This is a genomic window from Pseudomonas sp. GYB4201, from assembly GCF_056312595.1.
This window is the reverse complement of record NZ_JBWGIG010000060.1, coordinates 1-21,202: the sequence shown is the minus strand read 5'-3', so window position 1 is coordinate 21,202 and position 21,202 is coordinate 1. Positions and strand designations below refer to the sequence as shown.

At 66.6% G+C, this 21,202-nt stretch carries 16 protein-coding genes and 1 pseudogene; 10 read left to right on the top strand and 7 right to left on the bottom strand.

The genetic code is table 11. From position 1 onward, the window contains the following. Positions 1 to 38 precede the first annotated feature (38 nt). The 3 genes from AC0Z2B_RS31085 to AC0Z2B_RS31075 form a co-directional block, all read right to left on the bottom strand. On the bottom strand, positions 39 to 1,739 hold the full coding sequence (locus tag AC0Z2B_RS31085) for a glycosyl hydrolase family 28 protein (protein WP_476301868.1): 1,701 nt from the start codon (positions 1,737 to 1,739) through the stop codon (positions 39 to 41). 336 nt (positions 1,740 to 2,075) lie between these two features. Then, entirely contained in the window at positions 2,076 to 3,455 is a 1,380-nt protein-coding gene (locus AC0Z2B_RS31080) for a sensor histidine kinase (protein ID WP_476301866.1), read from the bottom strand. Continuing rightward, the gene (locus tag AC0Z2B_RS31075; RefSeq protein ID WP_416424975.1) at positions 3,452 to 4,162 is read right to left on the bottom strand and encodes a response regulator; all 711 of its coding nucleotides are present in this window, start codon (positions 4,160 to 4,162) and stop codon (positions 3,452 to 3,454) included. The genes AC0Z2B_RS31080 and AC0Z2B_RS31075 overlap by 4 nt, the downstream gene beginning before the upstream one ends. A 228-nt stretch (positions 4,163 to 4,390) precedes the next feature. Here AC0Z2B_RS31075 and AC0Z2B_RS31070 point away from each other — a divergent pair, with 228 nt between their 5' ends. The 5 genes and pseudogenes from AC0Z2B_RS31070 to AC0Z2B_RS31050 form a co-directional block, all read left to right on the top strand. After that, positions 4,391 to 6,763 carry a TonB-dependent receptor gene (locus AC0Z2B_RS31070; protein WP_476301865.1) on the top strand — a complete coding sequence of 791 codons (2,373 nt, stop codon included), beginning with the start codon at positions 4,391 to 4,393 and terminating at the stop codon, positions 6,761 to 6,763. 9 nt (positions 6,764 to 6,772) lie between these two features. Then, a complete protein-coding gene (locus AC0Z2B_RS31065; protein ID WP_476301863.1) occupies positions 6,773 to 7,453 on the top strand; it encodes a Fe2+-dependent dioxygenase in 681 nt (226 codons plus the stop codon). 139 nt (positions 7,454 to 7,592) lie between these two features. Further along, on the top strand, positions 7,593 to 8,696 hold the full coding sequence (locus AC0Z2B_RS31060; RefSeq protein ID WP_476301861.1) for an ABC transporter substrate-binding protein: 1,104 nt from the start codon (positions 7,593 to 7,595) through the stop codon (positions 8,694 to 8,696). Beyond that, the gene (locus AC0Z2B_RS31055; RefSeq protein ID WP_476301859.1) at positions 8,696 to 9,754 is read left to right on the top strand and encodes a FecCD family ABC transporter permease; all 1,059 of its coding nucleotides are present in this window, start codon (positions 8,696 to 8,698) and stop codon (positions 9,752 to 9,754) included. The genes AC0Z2B_RS31060 and AC0Z2B_RS31055 overlap by 1 nt, the downstream gene beginning before the upstream one ends. 86 nt (positions 9,755 to 9,840) lie before the next feature. Then, a pseudogene (locus AC0Z2B_RS31050) lies at positions 9,841 to 10,533 on the top strand (ABC transporter ATP-binding protein); the annotation flags it as partial. A gap of 2 nt (positions 10,534 to 10,535) precedes the next feature. Here AC0Z2B_RS31050 and AC0Z2B_RS31045 read toward each other — a convergent pair. The 3 genes from AC0Z2B_RS31045 to AC0Z2B_RS31035 form a co-directional block, all read right to left on the bottom strand. Continuing rightward, entirely contained in the window at positions 10,536 to 11,447 is a 912-nt protein-coding gene (locus AC0Z2B_RS31045; protein ID WP_476301857.1) for a pyridoxal-phosphate dependent enzyme, read from the bottom strand. Positions 11,448 to 11,564: 117 nt separating this feature from the next. Next, positions 11,565 to 12,263: a helix-turn-helix transcriptional regulator gene (locus AC0Z2B_RS31040; protein ID WP_476301855.1), complete on the bottom strand. Its 699-nt coding sequence runs from the start codon at positions 12,261 to 12,263 to the stop codon at positions 11,565 to 11,567. Positions 12,264 to 12,342: 79 nt separating this feature from the next. Then, the gene (locus AC0Z2B_RS31035; RefSeq protein WP_476301852.1) at positions 12,343 to 13,137 is read right to left on the bottom strand and encodes an SDR family NAD(P)-dependent oxidoreductase; all 795 of its coding nucleotides are present in this window, start codon (positions 13,135 to 13,137) and stop codon (positions 12,343 to 12,345) included. Positions 13,138 to 14,067: 930 nt separating this feature from the next. Here AC0Z2B_RS31035 and AC0Z2B_RS31030 point away from each other — a divergent pair. Beyond that, positions 14,068 to 15,021 (top strand): GlxA family transcriptional regulator, encoded by a 954-nt coding sequence (locus AC0Z2B_RS31030; RefSeq protein ID WP_476301851.1) that lies wholly within the window; start codon positions 14,068 to 14,070, stop codon positions 15,019 to 15,021. A 2-nt stretch (positions 15,022 to 15,023) separates the two neighbouring features. On the opposite strand, the gene AC0Z2B_RS31025 is transcribed toward AC0Z2B_RS31030, so the two are convergent. Further along, entirely contained in the window at positions 15,024 to 15,947 is a 924-nt protein-coding gene (locus tag AC0Z2B_RS31025; RefSeq protein ID WP_476301849.1) for a LysR family transcriptional regulator, read from the bottom strand. A 191-nt stretch (positions 15,948 to 16,138) separates the two neighbouring features. On the opposite strand from AC0Z2B_RS31025, the gene AC0Z2B_RS31020 reads away from it, so the two are divergent. The 4 genes from AC0Z2B_RS31020 (at position 16,139) to AC0Z2B_RS31005 (ending at position 20,584) form a co-directional block, all read left to right on the top strand. Beyond that, entirely contained in the window at positions 16,139 to 17,575 is a 1,437-nt protein-coding gene (locus AC0Z2B_RS31020) for an NAD-dependent succinate-semialdehyde dehydrogenase (protein ID WP_476301846.1), read from the top strand. Positions 17,576 to 17,585: 10 nt separating this feature from the next. Then, positions 17,586 to 18,587, top strand: a complete 1,002-nt coding sequence (locus tag AC0Z2B_RS31015; protein ID WP_476301843.1) for an NAD(P)H-quinone oxidoreductase — start codon at positions 17,586 to 17,588, stop codon at positions 18,585 to 18,587. 270 nt (positions 18,588 to 18,857) lie between these two features. Beyond that, positions 18,858 to 19,748: a glycosyltransferase family 2 protein gene (locus AC0Z2B_RS31010; RefSeq protein WP_476301841.1), complete on the top strand. Its 891-nt coding sequence runs from the start codon at positions 18,858 to 18,860 to the stop codon at positions 19,746 to 19,748. A 53-nt stretch (positions 19,749 to 19,801) separates the two neighbouring features. Further along, complete coding sequence (locus tag AC0Z2B_RS31005; RefSeq protein ID WP_476301839.1) at positions 19,802 to 20,584, top strand: WbqC family protein; 783 nt, start codon at positions 19,802 to 19,804, stop codon at positions 20,582 to 20,584. The last annotated feature ends 618 nt before the right edge of the window (positions 20,585 to 21,202 follow it).

Here is a 21,202-nt window from a genome sequence, read left to right as displayed (position 1 = left end):
TCACTCGGCGCCCCCCGTAGCAGCGGCCGCAGGCCGCGTCACTGGTGTGCAGGGGCCCCAAAGCTCACCTGATCGAAGCGCACACCCTGCGCGCCATCAACCTGCACGGCCGCCGGCCCGCTGAAACGCACCCGCTCAAAGCTCAGGTCCCGGTGATAAACCCCATGGGCACTATCGCCCTTGATCTCGATGCCAACGCCATGGTTGCCCTCGACGCTGACGTCACTCACCCGCACGTCGCGAAACTGCGCCGCCACCGCCGAGCGCCGATAGTCGAGGATGGCGTTCGGGTCGTTGTAGTCCAGGGTGATGATGAACGCCTGCCTGGCCATGTCGCGCAGGGCCGAGTCACGGAAGATCACGTCGCGCCCGCCGCCGCCCATGAAGGTGGTGCTCTTCATGCGCAGCCCGGCGTCAGTGCCATCGCCGATGTTGTCTTCGGCGACGATGCCCTCGATCCAGGCGCCGGTATGGCTACCGACCACCACCATGCCATGGCCATGGCGGAAGTAGTTGTTGAAGATCCAGGCACCCTGCTGCGGCGGCTGGTGCACCGCGTCGGCGCCAGTGCCGGCGGCGAAGTTGACGCAGTCGTCGCCGGTGTCGAAGACGTTGTTGAAGACCATGGCGCCGCGGCTGTTGGCGAACTCGATGCCGTCACCGTTGTTGGCGTCGTAGGTGCGCTGGGTGGTGTTGGACAGCACCACGTTTTCCGTCTCCAGGTTCATGATGCCGTGGTACGCCGGGTTCACCGCGGTGAAGCCGCCATAGAAGACGTTCCTGACGTTGCGCAGGGTAATCAGCGACGAGCGCATCTGCCCGTAGGCGTCCTTGACGCTCATGCCCCGCGCCACCGCCTGCTCCACCTGGGCCTTGGCGAGGATGCCGTCCTGGGCATAGCGGCGGTTGTTGCTGGCCACATACCCGCCCGCGGGGTGCTGCTTCCAGCCGTTGCCGTCGACAGTACCCAGGCCGACGATGCGGATGTTCTCGAACCCCTGGTGCTGCCCAGGGTCACGGGGCAAGGCGTTGAGCAGCGAGGCCGGTCGCAACGTGGTCGAGTACGGGTACTGGCGGTAACCGGCCAGCGGGTAGTCCTCGGCCCGCTCGGAGCCCAGCAGGGTGGCGCCCTGGGCGATCTCCAGGGTCAGGTTGCTTTTCAGGTAGAGCGCGCCGCTCTTGTAGGTGCCGCGGGGCAGCAGCACCTTGCAGCCGGGGGTGCAGGCGTCGATGGCGCGCTGGATGGCCTGGGTGTCCAGGCTATTGCCGTCACCCTTGGCGCCGTAGCGCTTGACGTCGAACACCGGCGCCACCGCGGTGGTGCGCTGTTCCAACACCGGGCTGTCCGCTGACTCATGGCCATCGGCGTCCACCGCACGCACCGTGAAGCGGTAGGCGGTGTCGGGTTTCAGGCCCTGGGCGGTGTAGCTGTGCAGGCCGATGCGAGTGTGGAACTCGCCGCTGTCCTGGGCGTAGAAGCGGTCCATAAGCGGCTTGGCCGGCGACACCTGGTCATGGTTGGCGTTGACGCTGCCCAGCAGCGTGCCGTTGGCGTACACCCGGTAGTCGCGGATGGCGGCGTGGCCGGCGGGCTTGTGCCACACCAGGATGACGCTGTGGTCGTCGTAGGCCAGGGTCGGCACTTGCAGGTCGGCCGGGGCTTCAAGCGCCCAGGCCGGCAGGCTGAACATCAGCGCCAGCGTGCAGAGCAAGCGTTTCGAGCTTGTGTGGAGCGGCATATGAGAATCCTTGGAAAACGGGCCATTGCATTATGCTTCACCCCCGCCCCGTAGCAGCGGCCGCAGGCCGCGTCCCAAGCAACACCGCATCATCGTTCGGACGCCGCCTGGCGGCAGCTGCTACAGGCATTGCGCCGCCCCGTAGCAGCGGCCGCAGGCCGCGTCACAGGCAACACCGCGTCATCGTTCGGACGCCGCCTGGCGGCAGCTGCTACAGGCATTGCGCACGCCGTAGCAGCGGCCGCAGGCCGCGTCATCGGCAACACCGCGTCATCGTTCGGACGCCGCCTGGCGGCAGCTGCTACGGGGGTTTCGCACGCCGCCCCGCAGGCCGCGTCATCGGGGCAGCCGCAGCACCGCCTGCAACCCACCGCCGGCCGCGTTGGCCAGCACCAGGCTGCCGCCGTGGGCGCCGGCCACGGTGTTGGCGATGCTCAGGCCCAGGCCGTAGCCGCCGGAGCTGGCGTTGCGCGAGCCTTCCACGCGGTAGAAGGGTTCCAGCACCTGCTGCAACAAATGCTCGGGAATGCCCGGGCCATGGTCGCGGATGGTGATGCTCAGCTGTTCGTCGCTGTCTTCCACCAGCACCTGCACCTGGCCGCCATAGCGCACAGCGTTCTCCAGCAGGTTGTGCACGCAGCGCTTGAGGCTGCGGGCGAACGCCGGGATCGGCTGCTGGGCGCGGCCCTGCACCTGGATGTGCTCGCCCAGGTCGTCGAAGTCGGCCTGCAGGCTCAGCAGCAGCGAGTTGATGTCCAGCGGCTGCCGCTCCTCGCTGACCTGGCCGCCAGCGACGAACTCCAGGGTGCTGGCCACCATCTGTTCCATGTCGTCGAGGTCACGGCGCAGCTGCGCCTGCAGCTCGGGCTCGGCGACCTTCTCGGCGCGCAGGCGCAAGCGCGTGATGGGCGAACGCAGGTCGTGGGATATGGCCGCCAGGAAGCGCGTGCGCTCGGCCAGGTTGGCGATCAGCCGCTGCTGCATGGCGTTGAACGCCTCGGCCGCGCGGCGTACCTCCACCGGGCCGGTCAACAGCAGCGGTGCCCGATGAATGTCGCGGCCCAGGCGCTGGGCCGCTTCGGTGAGCTGGGTCAAGGGGCGGATGGCCAGGCGCACCGCCACCATGGCGATCAGCACCAGCACCACGATGCGCAGCAGGTAAATGCGCAGGATGTAGTCCAGCACGATGTCCTGGGGCGTGCGGCTGCTCCAGCCCTGGTCTTCCAGGGCCTGCACCTGCAGCCAACGGTTGTCGGGCAGGCGCACGTCGATCAGGTAGCGCCCCGCCGCCGGGTGCCCGGCCATCAGCTGGGTCCAGCCCACGCGCTTGTTCTCGCCATCGACCATGTCCAGGCGCAGCAGGTGCAGGGTTTCCACGTAGCCGGTGCGCTGCGACACCACCTTCTCCAGCAGGCGTTGGGTGGGCTCGTCGCTCTCGGCCAGGCGTTCCTCCCGGGTGCTGGCGCTGTCGCTGAGGCTGAGGTGGAAGCGCGGCGAGTCGAGCATGGCCACCAGCGCCTCCACCTGCGCCGGGTCACGGTGGGCCTGGCGGACGATGTCGGCGACCCGCGCGGCGATCAGCCGCGTGGGAATCTCCAGCACCTGGCTGTGGCGCACATCGAACCAGATGCTGCTGGTGAGCAACTGCGCCGCCAGCATGCCGGCCACCAGGATGATCACCAGCCGCCCGAACAGCGTGCCTGGCCACAGCCTCATGACGGCTGTGCGTCGACGTCGACGGTGAGCATGTAGCCCTCGTTGCGCACCGTCTTGATCAGGCCGGGGTCCAGCTGCTGGCGCAGGCGGCTGACGCACACGTCAATGGCGCGGTCGAACGGCGTGCTGGCCTTGTCGAACACATGGTTGAGCAGGAACTCGCGGCTCAGCGGCCGGTTGGGGTGCTGCAGCAACAGGCGCAGCACGCGGAAATCGGAGTTGCCCAGGTTGATCACCACCCCCGCCGGCGACAGCACGTGGCGCGCGCGGGTGTCCAGCTGCCAGGCGCCGAAGCGGATCAGCGCCACGTCGTCCACCCGCGCCCGGTCAGGGAAGCTCTGCACCCGGCGCAGCACCACCTTGATGCGCACCAGCAGCTCGCGCGGGTCGAAGGGCTTGGGCAGGTAGTCGTCGGCGCCTATTTCCAGGCCGACGATGCGGTCGACCAGGGTGCCGCGGGCGGTGAGCATGATCACCGGGGTGTTGGACGTCACGCGCAGCTCGCGGCACAGGCTCAGGCCGTCCTCGCCGGGCAGCATCACGTCCAGCACGATCAGGTCGATGACGTTCAGCTCCAGGCGCCGGCGCATCTCGCGGCCGTCGGCGGCGGTGGTGACCTGGTAGCCGGCGTCGCGCAGGTAATCGCCCAGCAACTGGCGGATTTCGGGGTCGTCGTCGACGACCAGCAGGTGGTCTTGCTTGCTCATCAAAGGTGCTTTTTATCTCGGCGTATGAAAGCCCGCCCCGTGCAGGCCGGGGACAGGCGGCTACCAATAGTCAAAATTCGCCGCCCTGGCGGGCGCAAATGTAATGGAATGTGTTGGAACGCAATAACGCTGCGTTTTCGATACAAAGCCCCGCCTTGCAGGCCGGGAGCGCTCATTAGACTACCAATCTAAATAAGATCGATTCCAATTTAACACAAGGTAGTACAAATGAAGTCGTCCCCTTCACCGGCCGCAGGCCTCACCCTGCAACGCACCCTGGCACCGCTGCTGGGCATCGCCACCCTGGGCGTGGTGCCCGCCCCTGGCTGGGCCGACACGGCCCAGGCCAGCGGCACCATCAGCCTGCCCGACATCAACGTCGACAGCGACCGCCCCAGCCTCTACAAGACCGACCGTGCGTCGTCGGCCAAGATCGGCGCGCCGCTGCTGGACGCCCCGCAGAGCGTCACCGTGGTGCCGCAGCAGGTGATCACCGAGCAGAACGCCCAGAGCCTGCAGGAAGTGCTGCGCAACGTGCCGGGCATCACCTTCATGTCCGGCGAGGGCAACCTGGGCTGGGGCGACCTGTTCTCCATCCGCGGCTTCAGCTCGGAGCAGAGCTTGACCGTGGACGGCGTGCGCGACGCCGGCATGTCCACCCGCACCGACACCTTCAACCTGGCCCAGGCCGAGGTCTACAAAGGCACCGGTTCGGTGGAGTCGGGCGTGTCGGCGGTGGGCGGCAGCGTCAACCTGCTGAGCAAGGAAGCCCACCTGGGCAACGCCAACAAGGTCTCGGCCGGCATCGGCACCGACGCCTACAAGCGCGTCACCGGCGACTTCAACTACCAGCTCAACGACACCAGCGCGGTGCGCGTCAACCTGATGCGCCACTACAACCAGGTCAGCGAGCGCGACAACGTCGACTACGACCGCTACGGCCTGGCCACCTCGTTCGCCACCGGCCTTGGCACCGACACCCGCTACTTCCTCGACCTGTTCTACCAGAAGGACGACAACACCCCCGACACCGGCCTGCCGATCCAGCGCGGCACCAACGGCGACACCATGCCGGGCGTCAAGCGCAGCAACTGGTACGGCTCCGACCTGTACACCCAGCAGACCAAGACGATGTCGCTGACCGCCCGCGTGGAGCACGACTTCGACAACGACTCACACCTGCGCAACCAGCTGCGCTGGGAACGCACCGACAGCTTCTCGGTGCTGTCGCCGGCGCGCTTCTTTGCCAGCGACGCCAGCGGCAACAAGACCTGCAGCGGCACCCGCTGCGCCAACCTCGGCTACACCGGCGTGGGCGCCGTGAGCCAGGTGCCCAACAGCACCGTCAACGCCTACACCGACTACGTCAACAACAGCAACACCGCCTACGGCATCCTGCGCGGCAACAACTACGGGCAGTCCAAGCGCTACACTATCCTCGACAACCAGACCGACTACAGCTTCAGCTTCAACACCGGCGCGCTGCAGCACTCGATTGTCAGCGGCCTGGAGTTCTACCACGAGACCTACGGCGGCCTGGCCCGCGACGCCGAAGTGCCGACCGGCAACATGGTCTTCGACATGGCCGACCCATCCCACGACTTCCCCAGCACCTGGACCGTGGAAGGCTCCGGCGACCCGCGCTCGGTGGTGGACGACTCGGCGGTCTATTTCGGCGACACCATCAACCTCAACGAGCAGTGGCAAGTGCTGGGCTCGCTGCGCTATGACTACTGGAAGGCGCAGACCACCCAGCGCGACGTGGCCACCATCAGCAGCAGCGACGGCGCCCTCAGCGGCCGCGCCGGCATCGTCTACAAACCGCTGCCCAACGGCAGCATCTACGCCTCCTACAGCTCGGCGGCGCAACCCTCGGCAGTGGGCGCGTCCACCAACAACCAGATCTACGGCGCCGCCACCACCAGCAACTACACCCCGGCCCGCGCCAAGACCTACGAGGTGGGCACCAAGTGGGACCTGGCCCACGACCGCCTGAACCTCACCGCCGCGCTGTTCCGCACCGAGCTGGACAACTCCTGGGAGTACGCCGAAGGCGAGACCTCGCCCGTGCGTGCCCTGCCCGCCAAGCGCGTTGACGGCGTGGAGCTGGGGCTGTCGGGCAACATCACCGACCGCTGGACCGCCTTCACCGGCTTCTCGGCCATGAAGAGCGTGCAGACCAAGGGCGCCAACAAGGGCAGCGAGGCCAAGAACGTTCCCGACCTGACCTTCAACCTGTGGACCACCTACGACGTCACCGATGACCTGAGCCTGAGCTACGGCGCCAACTACGTGGGCCGCCGCCGCTACACCGACAACAAGTACGTGGGTGGCCAGAGCAACAACAGCAGCTACGCCAGCGGCGCCTCGGGCGTGTACGCGGTGTACGTGAAGGACAACGAAAAGGCCCCCGGCTACTGGCTGCAGAACCTGGCCGCGCAGTACAAGGTCAACGCCCAGACCACCGTGCACGTCAACCTCAACAACATCTTCAACACCTTCTACTACAGCCAGATCGGTGCCTCGCTGGACGGTTTCCAGCTGTATGGCGTGCCGGGTGCCGGGCGCACCCTCACCGCCAGTGTCGACTACAGCTTCTGAGGCCTGGCCATGCTGATCGAGATCCCTTCGCTGTTTAGCGCCGATGAACTGCAGCAGCTGCGCCAGCAACTGCTGGTCCAGCCCTGGGGCGATGGCAAGGCCACCGCCGGCGTGGGTTCGGCGCGGGCCAAGCACAACCGCCAGCTGGCCGAGGACAACCCCCAGGCCATCCACCTGGGTGGGCAGATTCTGGCGCGGCTGGGCGACAACGCGCTGTTCATGTCGGCCGCCCTGCCGAAGAAGATCTACCCGCCGTTGTTCAACCGCTACGGCGAGGGGGAATCGTTCGGTTTCCATATCGACAACGCCATTCGTGGCCTCAAGGGCGTGCGCGAACGGGTGCGCACCGACCTCTCGGCGACGCTGTTCCTCAGCGATGCCGACAGCTACGACGGCGGCGAGCTGGTGATCCGCGACACCTTCGGCGAGCGCCGGGTGAAGCTGGCTGCCGGCAGCCTGGTGCTGTACCCCGGCACCAGCGTGCACCGCATCGAACCGGTCACCCGTGGCGAGCGCCTGGCGGCGTTCTTCTGGGTAGAAAGCCTGGTGCGCGAGGACAGCCAGCGCAGCCTGCTGCTGGACATGGACGTGGCTATCCAGCGCCTCGACCAGCAGCAGGCCGACGCCGAATCGCTGCTGCAACTGACCGGCGTGTACCACAACCTGCTGCGCCGCTGGAGCGACGTGTAGAAAGTTACACCCTATCTGCGTAGCCGCTGCCGCCAGGCTGCGCTGGCCCTGTGCCCCACTGGAGATATTCAGGGTTCACACCGGCCAGCGCAGCCTGGCGGCAGCGGCTACAAGTGCCCCCTTCACTGAGGAGATATTCATGTTCACACCCAAAGCGCTGTTGCGCTGCGCCCTCCCCCTGCTGCTGGCCCTGGCCGGCCAGGCCGCCCAGGCCCACGAGGTCACCGACGTGCTCGGCCGCCACGTGCAGGTGCCCGACCACGTCAACCGCGTGGTGCTGGGCGAAGGCCGCCTGATTGGCGCCCTGGCCCTGCTGGACAAGGACGCGCCGTTCACCCGCGTGGTCGGCTGGCAGAACGACATGCGCCTGCTGGACGCCCACACCTATGACGTCTACGCGGCGAAATTCCCGCAGATCAAGGACATCCCCCTGATCGGCCAGGCCTCCGAACAAAGCGTCAGCGCCGAGCAGATCCTGGCGCTGAAACCCGACCTGGCCATCTTCAGCATCTCCGGCCATGGCCCCACCGAGCACAGCCCGGTGGCCGATGTGCTGGCCAAGGCCGGCGTCGCGGTGCTGTTCGTCGACTTCCGCATCAATCCGGTGCAGGGCACCGAGACCAGCCTGACCGCCCTGGGCCAGGCCCTGGGCCGCGAGCCGCAAGCCCAGGCCTACCTGGACTTCTACCAGCAGCACATCAAGCACATCACCGACGTGGTCGGCGACCCGGCCCTGGCCCAGCGCCCGAAAGTGTTCCTGGAACTGCTGGCCGGTGTCTGGCAGGCCCCCGGCCACACCACCGGTAAAAGCGGCCTGGGCGAGATCATCCAGCTGGTCGGCGGGCGCAACATCGCCGCCGACGTGGTGCCCGGCGCCCTGGGCGACGTCAGCGTGGAATACGCCCTGCAGGCCGACCCGGACGTGTACGTGGCCAGCGGCAACCACCAGCCGGGGCTGATCCTGGGTGCCGGCGTCACCCCGCAGCAGGCCGAGGCGTCGCTGCACAAGGTGCTCGAGCGCCCCGAGTTCAAGCCCCTGCGCGCCATCCAGGCCGGCAATGCCCATGGCCTGTGGCATGACTTCTACAACTCGCCGTACAACCTGCTGGCCATCGAAGCCCTGGCCAAGTGGGTCAACCCCCAGGCCTTCAAGGACCTGGACCCGGCGGCGACCCAGGCGCAGATCAACCAGCAATTCCTCAGCATCCCGATGCAAGGGCAGTACTGGGTGGACGCCCGCTGATGGCCGTGCCACTGCCTGACCTGGCCAGCGTCAGCCTGGCCTACCGGCGGCGCCTGGCACGGCGCTGCCAATTGATCGGCGGCCTGGCCCTGCTGTTGCTGGTGGCGCTGCTGGTCGACCTGGCCAGCGGCCCGTCGGGCATGGGCCTGGCGACCCTGGTGCGCGGCATCGTCCAGCCGCAGAGCCTGGACGCCATGCAGCAGGTGATCCTGTGGAACGTACGCCTGCCCTACGCCCTGATGGCGGTGCTGGTGGGCGCCGCGCTGTCGCTGGCCGGCGCCGAGATGCAGGCCATCCTCGACAACCCGCTGGCCAGCCCCTTCACCCTGGGCGTGTCCTCGGCGGCGGCGCTGGGCGCCTCGCTGGTGATCGTGTTCCCGCTGGCCACCGCGTGGCTGAGCAACGACAGCGCCATTTCCCTGGCCGCGTTCGTGTTCGCCTGCGCCTCGGTGTTCCTGCTGCAGTTCATGTCGCGCCTGCGCGGCGCCGGGGTGCAGAGCCTGGTGCTGTTCGGCATCGCCCTGGTGTTCAGCTGCAACGCGCTGGTGTCGCTGCTGCAACTGCTGGCCACCGAGGACGTGCTGCAACAGCTGCTGTTCTGGACCCTGGGCAGCGTCACCCGCGCCAACTGGAACAAGCTGTCGATCCTGGCGGCGGTGCTGGCCTTGGTGATGCCGTTCAGCTTCGCCGCGGCGCCGCGCCTGACCCTGCTGCGCATGGGCCAGGACCGCGCCATGAGCTTTGGCGTCAACGTCAGGCGCCTGCGCTTCCTGGCGCTGCTGCGCATCAGCCTGCTCAGCGCCGTGGCCGTGGCCTTCGTCGGTACCATCGGCTTCATCGGCCTGGTGGGCCCGCACATCGCCCGCCTGCTGGTGGGTGAAGACCAGCGCTTCCTGCTGCCGGCCAGCGTGCTGGTGGGCGGCCTGTTGCTGTCGCTGTCGTCCATCGCCAGCAAGCTGATTCTGCCGGGGGTGGTGGTGCCGGTGGGCATCGTCACCGCCCTGGTGGGCGTGCCGGTGTTCGTGTTGTTGGTGTTCAAACGTGGAGCGCACTCATGAATCGCCTGCCCGGCCTTGCGGTCAACCAACTGTCGGTGCGCTACGGGCGCCGGCAAGTGGTGCATGAACTGAGCCTGCCGCTGCTGCGGCGCGGCACCCTGACGGCGCTGATCGGCCCCAACGGCGCCGGCAAGTCGACCCTGCTGCGGGCCATGGCCGGCCTTGAACCGTGCAGCGGCGCGCTGCTGCTGGACGGCCACGACCTGGCCCGCCTGGCGCCGTCCGAGCGCGGCCAGCGGGTGACCTACATGCCGCAGACGCTGCCGCCGAACCTGGCCCTGAGCGTGCTGGAATGCGTGCTGGCCGCGGTGCGCGCCAAGGACCCCAGCCTGCGCGGCGACCCCGCCCTGCAACAGGCCCTGGCCGCTTTGCAGCAACTGGGCATCGCCCACCTGGGCGACGTGGCCCTGGACAGCCTGTCCGGTGGCCAACGGCAGCTGGTGAGCCTGGCCCAGGTGGTGGCGCGCACGCCCCAGGTGATGCTGCTGGACGAACCCACCAGCGCCCTCGACCTCAATTACCAGCTGAAGGTGATGGAGTGCGTGCGCGCGCAGGTGGTAACGCATCAGTTGATCGGCGTGGTGGTGCTGCACGACATCAACCTGGCGGCGCGCTTTGCCGACCAGCTGGCCGTGCTCGACCAGGGCCGGCTCTATGGCTGCGGCACCCCGCACCAGGTGCTCAACCCCACGCTGTTCCACGACGTGTACAACGTGCAGGCGCGGGTTGAGCGTTGTTCGCGGCAGTCGTTGCAGGTGGTGGTGGACCACGCGTTGTAAGGTCAGGCCGTGGCCCACTCGCGCAGCTGCTCAAGCGTCGCGGTGGCGCCGCCACACACCACCATCAGCACCTTGGCATGCGGCGCCAGCACCTGGGGTTGGCTGGCCAGCGCCAGGGCGGCGCCGCAGGCCGGTTCCACCAGCACCCGGTGGTCGAGCAGGAAGCGCTCGCAAGCCTGCAGCGCTTGCTGGTCGGACACCAGCACGCTGCTGATCGGGTGCACGCCCAGGTAGTCCACCGCCTGCTGGCACACGCGCTTGGCGCCCAGCGAGGTGGCGATCGAGTCGATGCGCTCGATCGCCACCGCGTGGCCAGCCTGCACCGCCGCGTGGAACGAGGCGGCGCCCTCGGTTTCCACGGCAATCACCGGCACGTCATGCCAGCCATTGCGCCGCAGCCCTTCGACCACGCCACACAACAGGCCACCACCACCCACCGACAGCACCACCGCGTCCGGCTTCTCGCCCGCCTGCGCCACCTCGTCGACCAGGCTGGCGTGGCCGGCCCACAGCAGCGGGTCATCGAAGGGATGGATGAAGGCATCGGCCGGGCCCACCAGGGTCTGCGCCAGTTCGTTGGCTTCCTGCCAGCTGGCGCCATGGACGATCACCTTGGCGCCTTCCAGCGCCAGCAGCTCCTTGGCACGCGCGGTGGTGGTCTGCGGTACGACCACCGTCACCGCCACGCCCAGCCGGCGCCCGGCGTACGCCACCGCCAGGCCGGCGTTGCCGCCCGACGAGGAGACAAAATGCCGGGCACCGCGGGCATGGTGAACCTCGCAGGCATGGCCAACGCCCCGCAGCTTGAAGGAGCCGCAGGGCTGCAAGGCGTCCAGCTTGAGCCACACCGCGCAGCCGGCGCTGGCGCTCATGGGGCGCGATTCGATCAGGGGGGTGTGGATGTGCAGGGTCATGGTCGGGCTCCGGGCAGTCTCAATGGGCAACGTCAGGCGCCAGCGCCTGTACTTCTATTTCCACGTCCAGGTCGAACGCCAGCCGCGCGCTGACCACCGAACGCACGATCGACGCAGTCATGGTGTGTCCGTTGACGTGGAAGTCGAGCGCAATTGCTCAAGGTAGTTGTAAACAGTGAAGCGGCTGACCCCCAGCGCCGTGGCGGCTTTCTCCACGCCGCCCTTGACGATGAACAGGCCGCGTTCCTGCATGACCCGCACGGCTTCGACCTTGGCCTGCTTGGTCAGCTTGCCCAGGCCCAGGCGGGCCAGGGAGTCGTGGATGATCTGGGTCATCAGCACCTCCATGTCGGCCGGCTCGGCCGGCGTGGCGGCAGGTGCCTGCAGCAGCGGCTGCAGCTGATCCAGGAACGCCTGGGCGGCGCCCAGGCCGGTGAGGTCAGCGTTCACGCAGAGGCTGGCGAAGGGGTGGCCGTTGCTGTCACGGAACACTGCGGTGGCGCTGCGCAACGTGCGGCCGTTGACGTGGGTGGGATAGTCGGCAATCACCAGTGGCTCGCAGTCGCCCTGCCCGGCCGCGGCCTGCATCACGGCGGCAAAGCCCTGGCCCTGGGCTGGCCCACCGAGCACCGGGCTGCCGACCTGGCGGCCGGAAACATGGCCATTGACGATCGCCAGCACCGAGCGTTCCGGATGGTCAAGGTCGTGCAGCACGATCTCGGTATTGCGGCCCAGCACGCTGCCCAGGGTGGCGATGGCGGCCTTGAGCACTTGGAGCACCAAGTGGCGGTGGGCTTTGACGTCAGGTGAAAGCATCTGGCAAACGGCTCAATAAATTCAACATTAAGTGTAAATTTACACTTTTTGTTGAATTTATCAAGCCCCTTGTCTGCCCTCAGCTTGCGTAGCGCGCAGCCGGCAGCGCATGGCTGAACTTGGTCGACAGCGCGCGGCGGCCCTGCTCCCACGCCTGCCACTCGTGCTCCTCATGCAGGCCGGGGATGGTCACCGGCTCGCCCAGGTCCAGGCCCACCAGCGCGGCATCCACCAGGTGCGCAGCCGTCATGGTGTTGGCCCCGGCCTTCTGCGCCGCGTAACCGGCCACGTCCCAGAACTCGGTGGCCGTAGCGCCGGGCAGCACGGTCTGGATGCGCACGCCCTTGTCGCCCAGGTCCCGTTGCAGTGCGTGGCCGAAACTGAGCACGTAGGACTTGGAGGCGCTGTACACGCCGTTGAGCATCTCCACGGCAATGCCGACCACCGAGGAGATATTGACGATCGTGCCCGCGCCGCGGGCGACGAAGGCCGGCGCCACCGCGTAGGTCAGGCGCGTGAGCGCGGTAATGTTGAGGCCGATCATGGCTTGCATGGCGTCTGCATCATCCTTGAGGATCGACGCCACCGAGCCAACGCCGGCGTTGTTCACCAGCAGGGTGATGTTGGCGTCGTCGCGCAGCACGGCTTCAACCCTGGCCAGGTCGGCCATGTCATTGAGGTCGGCCGCCAGCGGGGTGACGGTGCGGCCGGTCTCGGCCTGCAGTTTTTCCGCCAGGGTGGCCAGGCGTTGCTGGTTGCGGGCGACCAGGATCAGGTCGTAACCGCGCCTGGCCAGGCGGTCGGCGTACACGGCGCCGATGCCGGTGGATGCGCCGGTGATCAGGGCGGTGCCTTTGGGGGTTGGGGTGGTCATGGTGGCTCTCCGGGATTGTGGGTGGGTGTGGGGGGAGAGTACGATGGGTGGGGATGGCGTGAATGTCGTAGATCCACCTTTTTAGGACAAGGCATTCAAGCGGCACTAACTGCCGGTGATCTTGATCTGGTTTTGGCTTTGGCTTTGGCTTTGGCTTTGGCTTTGGCTTTGGCTTTGGCTTTTGATCTTGATCTGGCTTTTGATCTTGGCCCCGTTAAGCGCCAGGGCCGACTGGAGGCGTTGCCCAGGCGGCAGCCCGCAGGGCCCTTCGGCGCAGCCGAAGGAAACGGCAGCCCGCCCGCTCTGTTAGCGGGGGCCGTTTTGCCGTCTGGGCGACGCCGGAGGGAGGGGACCCGTAGCGCAGCGGAGGGCCCAAGCAGGGGCGAGCCCTTTTTGGTGACTTTTTGGGGCGACTGCCAAAAAGTTACTCGGCGTAAGGCCGAAACGGTCGGTGGTCGCACCGCGAAAATGGATATGTCCAACAACGTCAGAAGCGAGATTCGAAAGCCATGAACATATCCATTACCGAGGGTGATGCAAAATCACTTTTCCGCCCTTACGGCGGCTCACTTTTTGTCAAACGCCCGGTGTGCCGGCCCAGACAAAAAATAAGCAAAAAAGGCTTGCCCCTGCTTGGGCCCTCCGCTGCGCTACGGGTCCCCTCCTTCCGGCGCCGCTCAACGGGCAGACGGCACCCGCTATAGAAGCCTGCGGGCTACCGTCTCTTCGGCCTGCGGCCTCGGCCCTTCGGGCAGCCCGTTGATCGACGCCTCCAGTCGGCCCGGGCGCTTTACGGGGCATACAATCAAGATCAAAAGCCAGATCAAGAGCCAGATCAAGAGCCGGATCAAAAGCAGATCAAAGGCCTCACGGAATCAAAGTCAAAGGCAGACGTGTGCGTTGGCACACTTATTTGGGACACCGCTCACCATGACCACCATCGCCCTCCTCATCTACCCCGGTTTCCAAATCCTCGGCCTCGCCGTCTCCACCGTCTTCGAAACCGCCAACGACCTCCACGGCCCGCACTACCACCTCACCCTGCTCTCCGAACACGGCGGCATCGTGCCCTCCTCCCTGGGCTTCGGCATCCAGACCGACACCTTCAAGGACACCCACCACGACACCCTCATCGTCATCGGCAACAACCACGTCGACGATGCCCCACCCGCCCTGCTGGACTACCTGCGCAGCGCCGCGCATCAGTCCCGGCGCATCACCGCCGTGTGCACCGGCGCCTTCGTGGTGGCTGCCGCCGGCCTGTTGCAGGGCCGCCGGGCCACCACTCATTGGGCCCACGCCCGGTCGTTCCGCAGTGCCTACCCCGGCGTGCAGATGGACGAGGACCGGATTTTCGTCATCGACGGCAACGTCTGGACCTCGGCCGGCATGACCGCCGGCCTCGACCTGGCCCTGGCCATTGTCGAGCAGGACCTGGGCACCGAGGTGGCCAGGCAGGTGGCGAAAAAACTGGTGGTACACCACCGGCGCTCGGGCGGCCAGTCGCAGTTTTCCGCGCTGCTGGACATGGACCCCAAGACCGACCGCATCCAGGGCGCGCTGCTGTATGCCCGCGAACACCTGGCCACCGACCTGTCGGTGGACACCCTGGCCGACGTCGCGCACCTGAGCCCCCGGCAGTTCAGCCGGCTGTTCCGCGAGGAAACCGGCCAGTCGCCGGCCAAGGCCATCGAGCACCTGCGCGTGGAGGCCGCGCGCGTCATGATGGAAGCGGGCCGTCATTCCCTCGACGTCATCGCCCGGGAATGCGGCTTTGGCGATCGCGAACGCATGCGCCGGGCGTTTCTGCGCGCCTTCGGGCAGTCGCCCCAGGCGATCAAGCGGGTGACCGAGACGCAGCTGGCGAGTTTTCCGCCGGCCTGAGGTCAGCCAAGACTCGTCGCGTGATGCTCCAGCGCCGTGCCCACTTGAGCCTTCAACACCTCGACGAAGCGCTTGATCTTGGCGTCGACGAACTGCCGCGAGGTGTACACCGCGTACACCCCGCGCTCATCGGTGCGGTAGCCGGGCAACACGCGCACCAGCCTGCCGGCCTGCAGGTCCTCGAACGCCGCGAAGCCGGCCAGCAGGCCGATGCCCGCGCCCTCGCGCAGGGCCACGGCCATGGCTTCCATGTCATTGACGCTCAGGTGCGCGCCCATGGGGTTGAAGGTGGCGCTGCCTTGGGCGCTGCGCAGTTGCCACTCATCCGGCGCGTAGTCCACGGTGCCCAGGCGCACGCAGGCGTGCCCGGCGAGGTCTTCGGGCACCTGCGGCGCGGGGTGGCGCGCCAGGTACTCGGGGGACGCGGCCAGCACGCAGTGGCTCACGCCGATCTGCTGGCACACGTAGGCCGAATCCGGCAGGTGGCGGGCGATCACGATGGACAAATCCAGCTGGTCTTCCAGCAGGTTGGGCATGCGCTGGGACAGCAGCAGCTCGACACTGACCTCTGGAAACTGCGCGCGGTAGGCCAGCGCCGCGCGGGTCACCAAGTGGCGCGCCAGGCCTGGCACGCAGTGCACGCGCAAGGTGCCGCGCGGCTCGTGCAGGCGGTCGCGGGCTTCGGCCTCGGCGTTGTCCAGGTCGGCCAGGATCGCCGTGCAGCGCTCGTAGAAGCGCCGGCCGGCGTCGGTGACGCTCAGGCGCCTGGTGCTGCGGTGCAGCAGCTTGGTGTCCAGCGACTCCTCAAGCCCGGAAACCGCGCGCGAGACATTGTTCACCGTGGTGTCGAGAAAATTGGCCACCGCCGTGAAGCTGCCCATCTCCACCACCTTGGTGAACACGGCCATGTTGGCGAGCTTGTCCATTGCAGCTACTCCGCAGGCTAGTGCTGCGCATCATCGGCGCGAACCGCAGCACAGGCAAGCCAGCCGCGCATTTTCCCTCCGGGTGGAAGATTGATTCCCCTGTGCCCGGCTTAATCCGTCAGGCCCACCTCCATAGACTTGCTTCCCATCAGCGCTGCACGGCGCTTTCCCAAGCCGAACGAAGGTGATTCATGAACACTGCCTACCCCCCGCTCTACCTGTTCATCGACGGTCAATGGCAGAGCGCCGGCGACCGCGCCACCGCCCCGGTGGTCAACCCGGCCACGCTGCAGGAAATCGGCCGCGTACCACTGGCCACCGCCGCCGACCTGGACCATGCCCTGGCCGTGACCGCCAAGGCGTTCGAGGTGTGGCGGCACACCGTGCCGGCCGAACGCGCCCGGGTGCTCAAGCGCGCCGCCGAGCTGATCCGTGAGCGCGGCGAAGCGATCGCCACGCAGCTGACCCTGGAAGAAGGCAAGCCCCTGGCCGAAAGCCGCGACGAGGTGCTGCGCGCCGCTGACTACTTCGAGTGGTTCGGTGAAAGCGCCAAGCGCATCGACGGCCGCGTGGTACCGGCCAACCGCCCAGGGGTGCTGCAACTGGTGAAGCGCCAGGCCATCGGCCCGGTGGCGGCGTTCACGCCGTGGAACTTCCCCGCCATTACCCCGGCGCGCAAGCTGTCGGCGGCACTGGCGGCCGGCTGCAGCGTGATCATCAAGCCGGGCGAGGAAAGCCCCGCCACCGCCCTGGCCCTGGCCCGCGCACTGGACGACGCCGGGCTACCCAAGGGCGTGCTGCAGGTGGTGTTCGGCGTGCCGGACCAGGTGTCGCAACGGCTGATTGCCTCGCCAGTGATTCGCAAGGTCACCTTCACCGGCTCCGTGCCTATCGGCCGGTTGCTGTCGGCGCGTGCGGCGGAAGGCGTCAAGCCCATCACCCTGGAGCTGGGCGGCCACGGGCCAGTGCTGGTGTTCAACGACGCCGAGGTGGAAAAGGCCGCGGTGGAAGGCGCCGCCAACCGCTTTCGCGGCACCGGCCAGGTGTGCATCTCGTCCACGCGTTTTCTCATCCAGCGCGAGGTGTACGAACGTTTCGCCACGCACTTCGTCGAGGCCACCCGGGCGTTGAAGGTCGGCGATGGCCTGCAGCCCGACGTGCAGGTGGGCCCGCTGGCCAACCCCCGCCAACTGAAAAAAATGCAGGCGCTGGTGGCCGATGCCGTGGCCTGCGGCGCGCGGGTGCTCACCGGTGGCAAGCGCATGGACGGCGACGGTTACTTCTTCGAGCCCACGGTGCTGGCCGACGTGCCGATGACCGCGCGCATCCTGCATGAAGAACCGTTCGGCCCCATCGCCGTGCTGATGCCCTTCGACACCCTGGCCGACGGCCTGGCCGAAGCCAACCGCCTGCCATACGGCTTGTCCGCCTATGCCTTCACCGGCAACGCGCGCACCGCCATTGACGTGGCCGACGGCCTGGAGGCCGGCATGATCGGCATCAACCAGTACCGCATTGTCGCCACCGAACTGCCGTTCGGCGGCCTGAAGGAAAGCGGCCACGGTTCCGAAGGCGGCACCGAAGGCATCGAGCACTACCTGACTAACAAATTCATCAGCCAGATCTGAGGCCACACTCATGCAAGCCATCGAATTCGACGTGTTCGGCGACGCCGACGTACTCCACCTGGCCGACGTGCCTGCGCCCCAGGTACGCCCTACCGACCTGCTGGTACGGGTGCATGCCGCCGGGGTGAACCGGGCCGACCTTACCCACCGCAAGGGCGGTTATGGGCGGCCCAACTTCGGCGACTCCACGCTCATGGGCCTGGAAATGGCCGGCGAGGTGATTGAGACCGGCAGCGACGTACGCGGCTTCAAGGTCGGCGACCGGGTGATGGGCGTGGTGGGCGGCGGCGCCTATGCCGAACTGGCGCGCATTGACTACCGCATGGCCATGCCCGTGCCGGCGCAGCTGGATTACGTGCACGCGGCGGCCATTCCCGAAGTGTTCGTCACCGCCCATGAAGCCTTGCTGCACCTGGGCCGCCTAAAGGCCGGCGACTCGGTGCTGATTCATGCCGCCGCCGGCGGCGTGGGCTCGGCCGCCGTGCAACTGGCCTACGCCAGCGGCGCCACCGTCTACGCCACCACCGAGGCCGGCAAGCTGGCGCGGGTGGAGCACCTGGGCGCGGCAGTGGCCATCGACTACAAGGCCGAGGACTTCGCCGCGGTCATCGCCAGCAAGACCAACGGGCGTGGCGTGGACCTGATCATCGACTTCATCGGCGCGCCCTATTTCGCCCGCAACCTGGCAGCGCTGGCCAACGGCGGGCGGCTGGTGCAGGTGGGCATCCTGGGCGGTGGCGGCACGGTGAGCGTGGAGCTTGAGCAGATTCTGTACCGCCACCTGCAAATCATCGGCACGGTGATGAAATCTCGCAGCCAGCCAGAGAAACACGCCATGGTCCAACGGTTCAGCAGCCATTGGCTGGAGCGTTTCGCCGGCGGCGGCAGCCTGGAGCCGGTGGTCGACAGCACCTACCCGCTGGCCCGGGCCGCCGACGCGCACCGGCGCATGGAGTCATCGGCGAACGTGGGCAAGATCATCCTGACCGTGCAGCATTCCTTGAACAAATAACCCACGCCAATGTTCGGACGCGCGTTAAGGCGCCATAACTTTAACGCCGCCCGAGCCAGTTTTTTTGACACTTTACATAGTCAATAAAACTATAAGCAGGCTACCTAACACCGCGTATCGCAAATTTTACAAATCACCCTTCCCATCAGTTGACAGGTACAACCTCTTCGACGATACCTATACCCACAACGCGCTGAGGGAGGCCTGAAAAATGGCAGGTCATATCATGCAAACACCTTACCTACAGGCTAATGCCCGAGCAGCCGAACCATGAACAATAACTCCCCTGCCCCGCTCGTCAGTATTGTTTGCCCCACTTATAACCATGAAGCTTTCATTACCGCCACCCTGGACAGTTTCATCGCCCAACAGACCAACTTTCCTTTTGAAGTTCTGGTCCACGATGACGCTTCCACCGATGCCACCGCGCGGATACTTGCGGACTATGCCGCCCGTTATCCCGACATTATTCGCCCCTTTTACCAGACGGAAAACCAATTCCAGCAAGGCAAGGAATGCATCCCGGATATATTCCAGCACGCCCGCGGCCGTTATATCGCTTACTGCGAAGGCGACGACTACTGGACCGACCCGGCCAAGTTGCAGATCCAGGCCGATTTCCTCGAAGCCCACCCCGACTATGTGTTGACCTTCCACGATGCCATGGCCTTCGACATCAACGGTGAACGGGGCCTGCAGCTGCAAGGCAAGCTGCGCCGCGACGCCAGCGCCCTAGAGCTGCAGCAGGGCCGCCAGTTGTCCACGCTGACCGTGTGCTTTCGCAATGTGTTCCACGAGATGCCACGTGAGTTGCAGGGCGCGCCGCTCAGCGACATGTGCTGGTGGTCGCTGCTGGGCGCCCACGGCAAGGGCAAGTTTCTTGCGCAGATAAAACCAGCCGCGTACCGGGTGCACCCCGGCGGCATCTTTTCCATGCGTTCGGAAAAACGCAAGCAGCACATGAGTCTGCAGACCTGCCAGGCGCTCGCCAACTATTATTACCGCCTGGACAACCAACCTTTGTACGAACACTTCCTGACCCAAGTATTTACTGCTTCCCTGGCCGCCATCTCGCCACTTCAAAAGTTGCAAGCCTTGATGCTGCTTGGCCGGAATATCGGCGTGAACCTTTATAAACTCCTGATCACCTCTGCCACCTGAACACTGCCGCAACGGCTGCCCGACAGACAATTCAAACAATTGAGGACACCCGAATGTTCACGTCAATCGCCATGATGCAGCCGTATTTATTTCCTTATCTGGGATATTTCCAACTAATTGCCGCCGCCGACGTCTTTGTGCTGGGCGACGACTTGCAATATATCAAGTCGGGTTGGGTCAACCGCAATAACATACTCGTCGGCGGCCAGGCGCGGCTGCTGACCTTTCCGCTGAAACGTGACAGCTTCGAACTGGCCATCAATCAACGCGAAACCAGTGACAACTTTGCCGACGAAGCGCAACGGCTGTTGAACGTCATCAGGAGCAACTACGCCAAGGCACCTTGCTTTGCCCAGGTGATGCCAATGCTGGAGGCGCTCATCCTGCACCCCGAGCGCAACCTGGCGCTGTACATCGAGCAAAGCCTGAAGCAGCTGTGCAGCTACCTGGGCATTCACACGCCATTTTACCGCGCCTCCGACCTGACGCTGCCGGCGCCACTGGACAAGCAGGACCGGGTCATCCGCACCGCCCGGCAGTTTGGCGCCCGGCGCTGCATCAACTCCATGGGCGGCACCAGCCTCTACGACCCCCGGCATTTTGCCGAACAAGGGCTGGAGCTGAAGTTCCTGGCCATGGACGATGGCATCAATTATCGCCAGTTCAAGCAGCCCTTCGTCGGCAACCTGTCCATCATCGACGTGATGATGTTCAACGACGCCGAGGCGCTGGCGGCGCTGCTGCAGCGCTATTCGCTGCACACCGTGGAGGCGCCCGTGCAGCCGGCGGTGCTACAGGAACGGCGCCGCGTCCCGCGAGCAGTCAACCACGCCTGAAAGACGCCGCCTGGCGGCAGCTGCTACGAAGGTTTGCGCACCCCCGTAGCAGCGGCCGCAGGCCGCGTCCAAGGCCACGCGGTGCTTCCAGCAAGACGCCGCCTGGCGGCAGCTGCTACGAAGGTTTTGCGCCCCCCCGTAGCAGCGGCCGCAGGCCGCGTCCGGGGCCACGCGGTGCTCCAGCAAGACGCCGCCTGGCGGCAGCTGCTACGAAGGTTTGCGCACCCCCGTAGCAGCGGCCGCAGGCCGCGTCCGGGGCCACGCGGTGCTCCAGCAAGACGCCGCCTGGCGGCAGCTGCTACGAAGGTTTTGCGCCCCCCCGTAGCAGCGGCCGCAGGCCGCGTCCCAGGCCACGCGGTGCTCCAGCAAGACGCCGCCTGGCGGCAGCGGCTACGAAGGTTTTGCGTCCCCCCGTAGCAGCGGCCGCAGGCCGCGTCCCAGGCCACGCGGTGCTCCAGCAAGACGCCGCCTGGCGGCAGCTGCTACGAAGGTTTTGCGTCCCCCCGTAGCAGCGGCCGCAGGCCGCGTCCCAGGCCACGCGGTGCTCCAGCAAGACGCCGCCTGGCGGCAGCTGCTACGGGGTTTGCGTCCCCCCGTAGCAGCGGCCGCAGGCGGCGT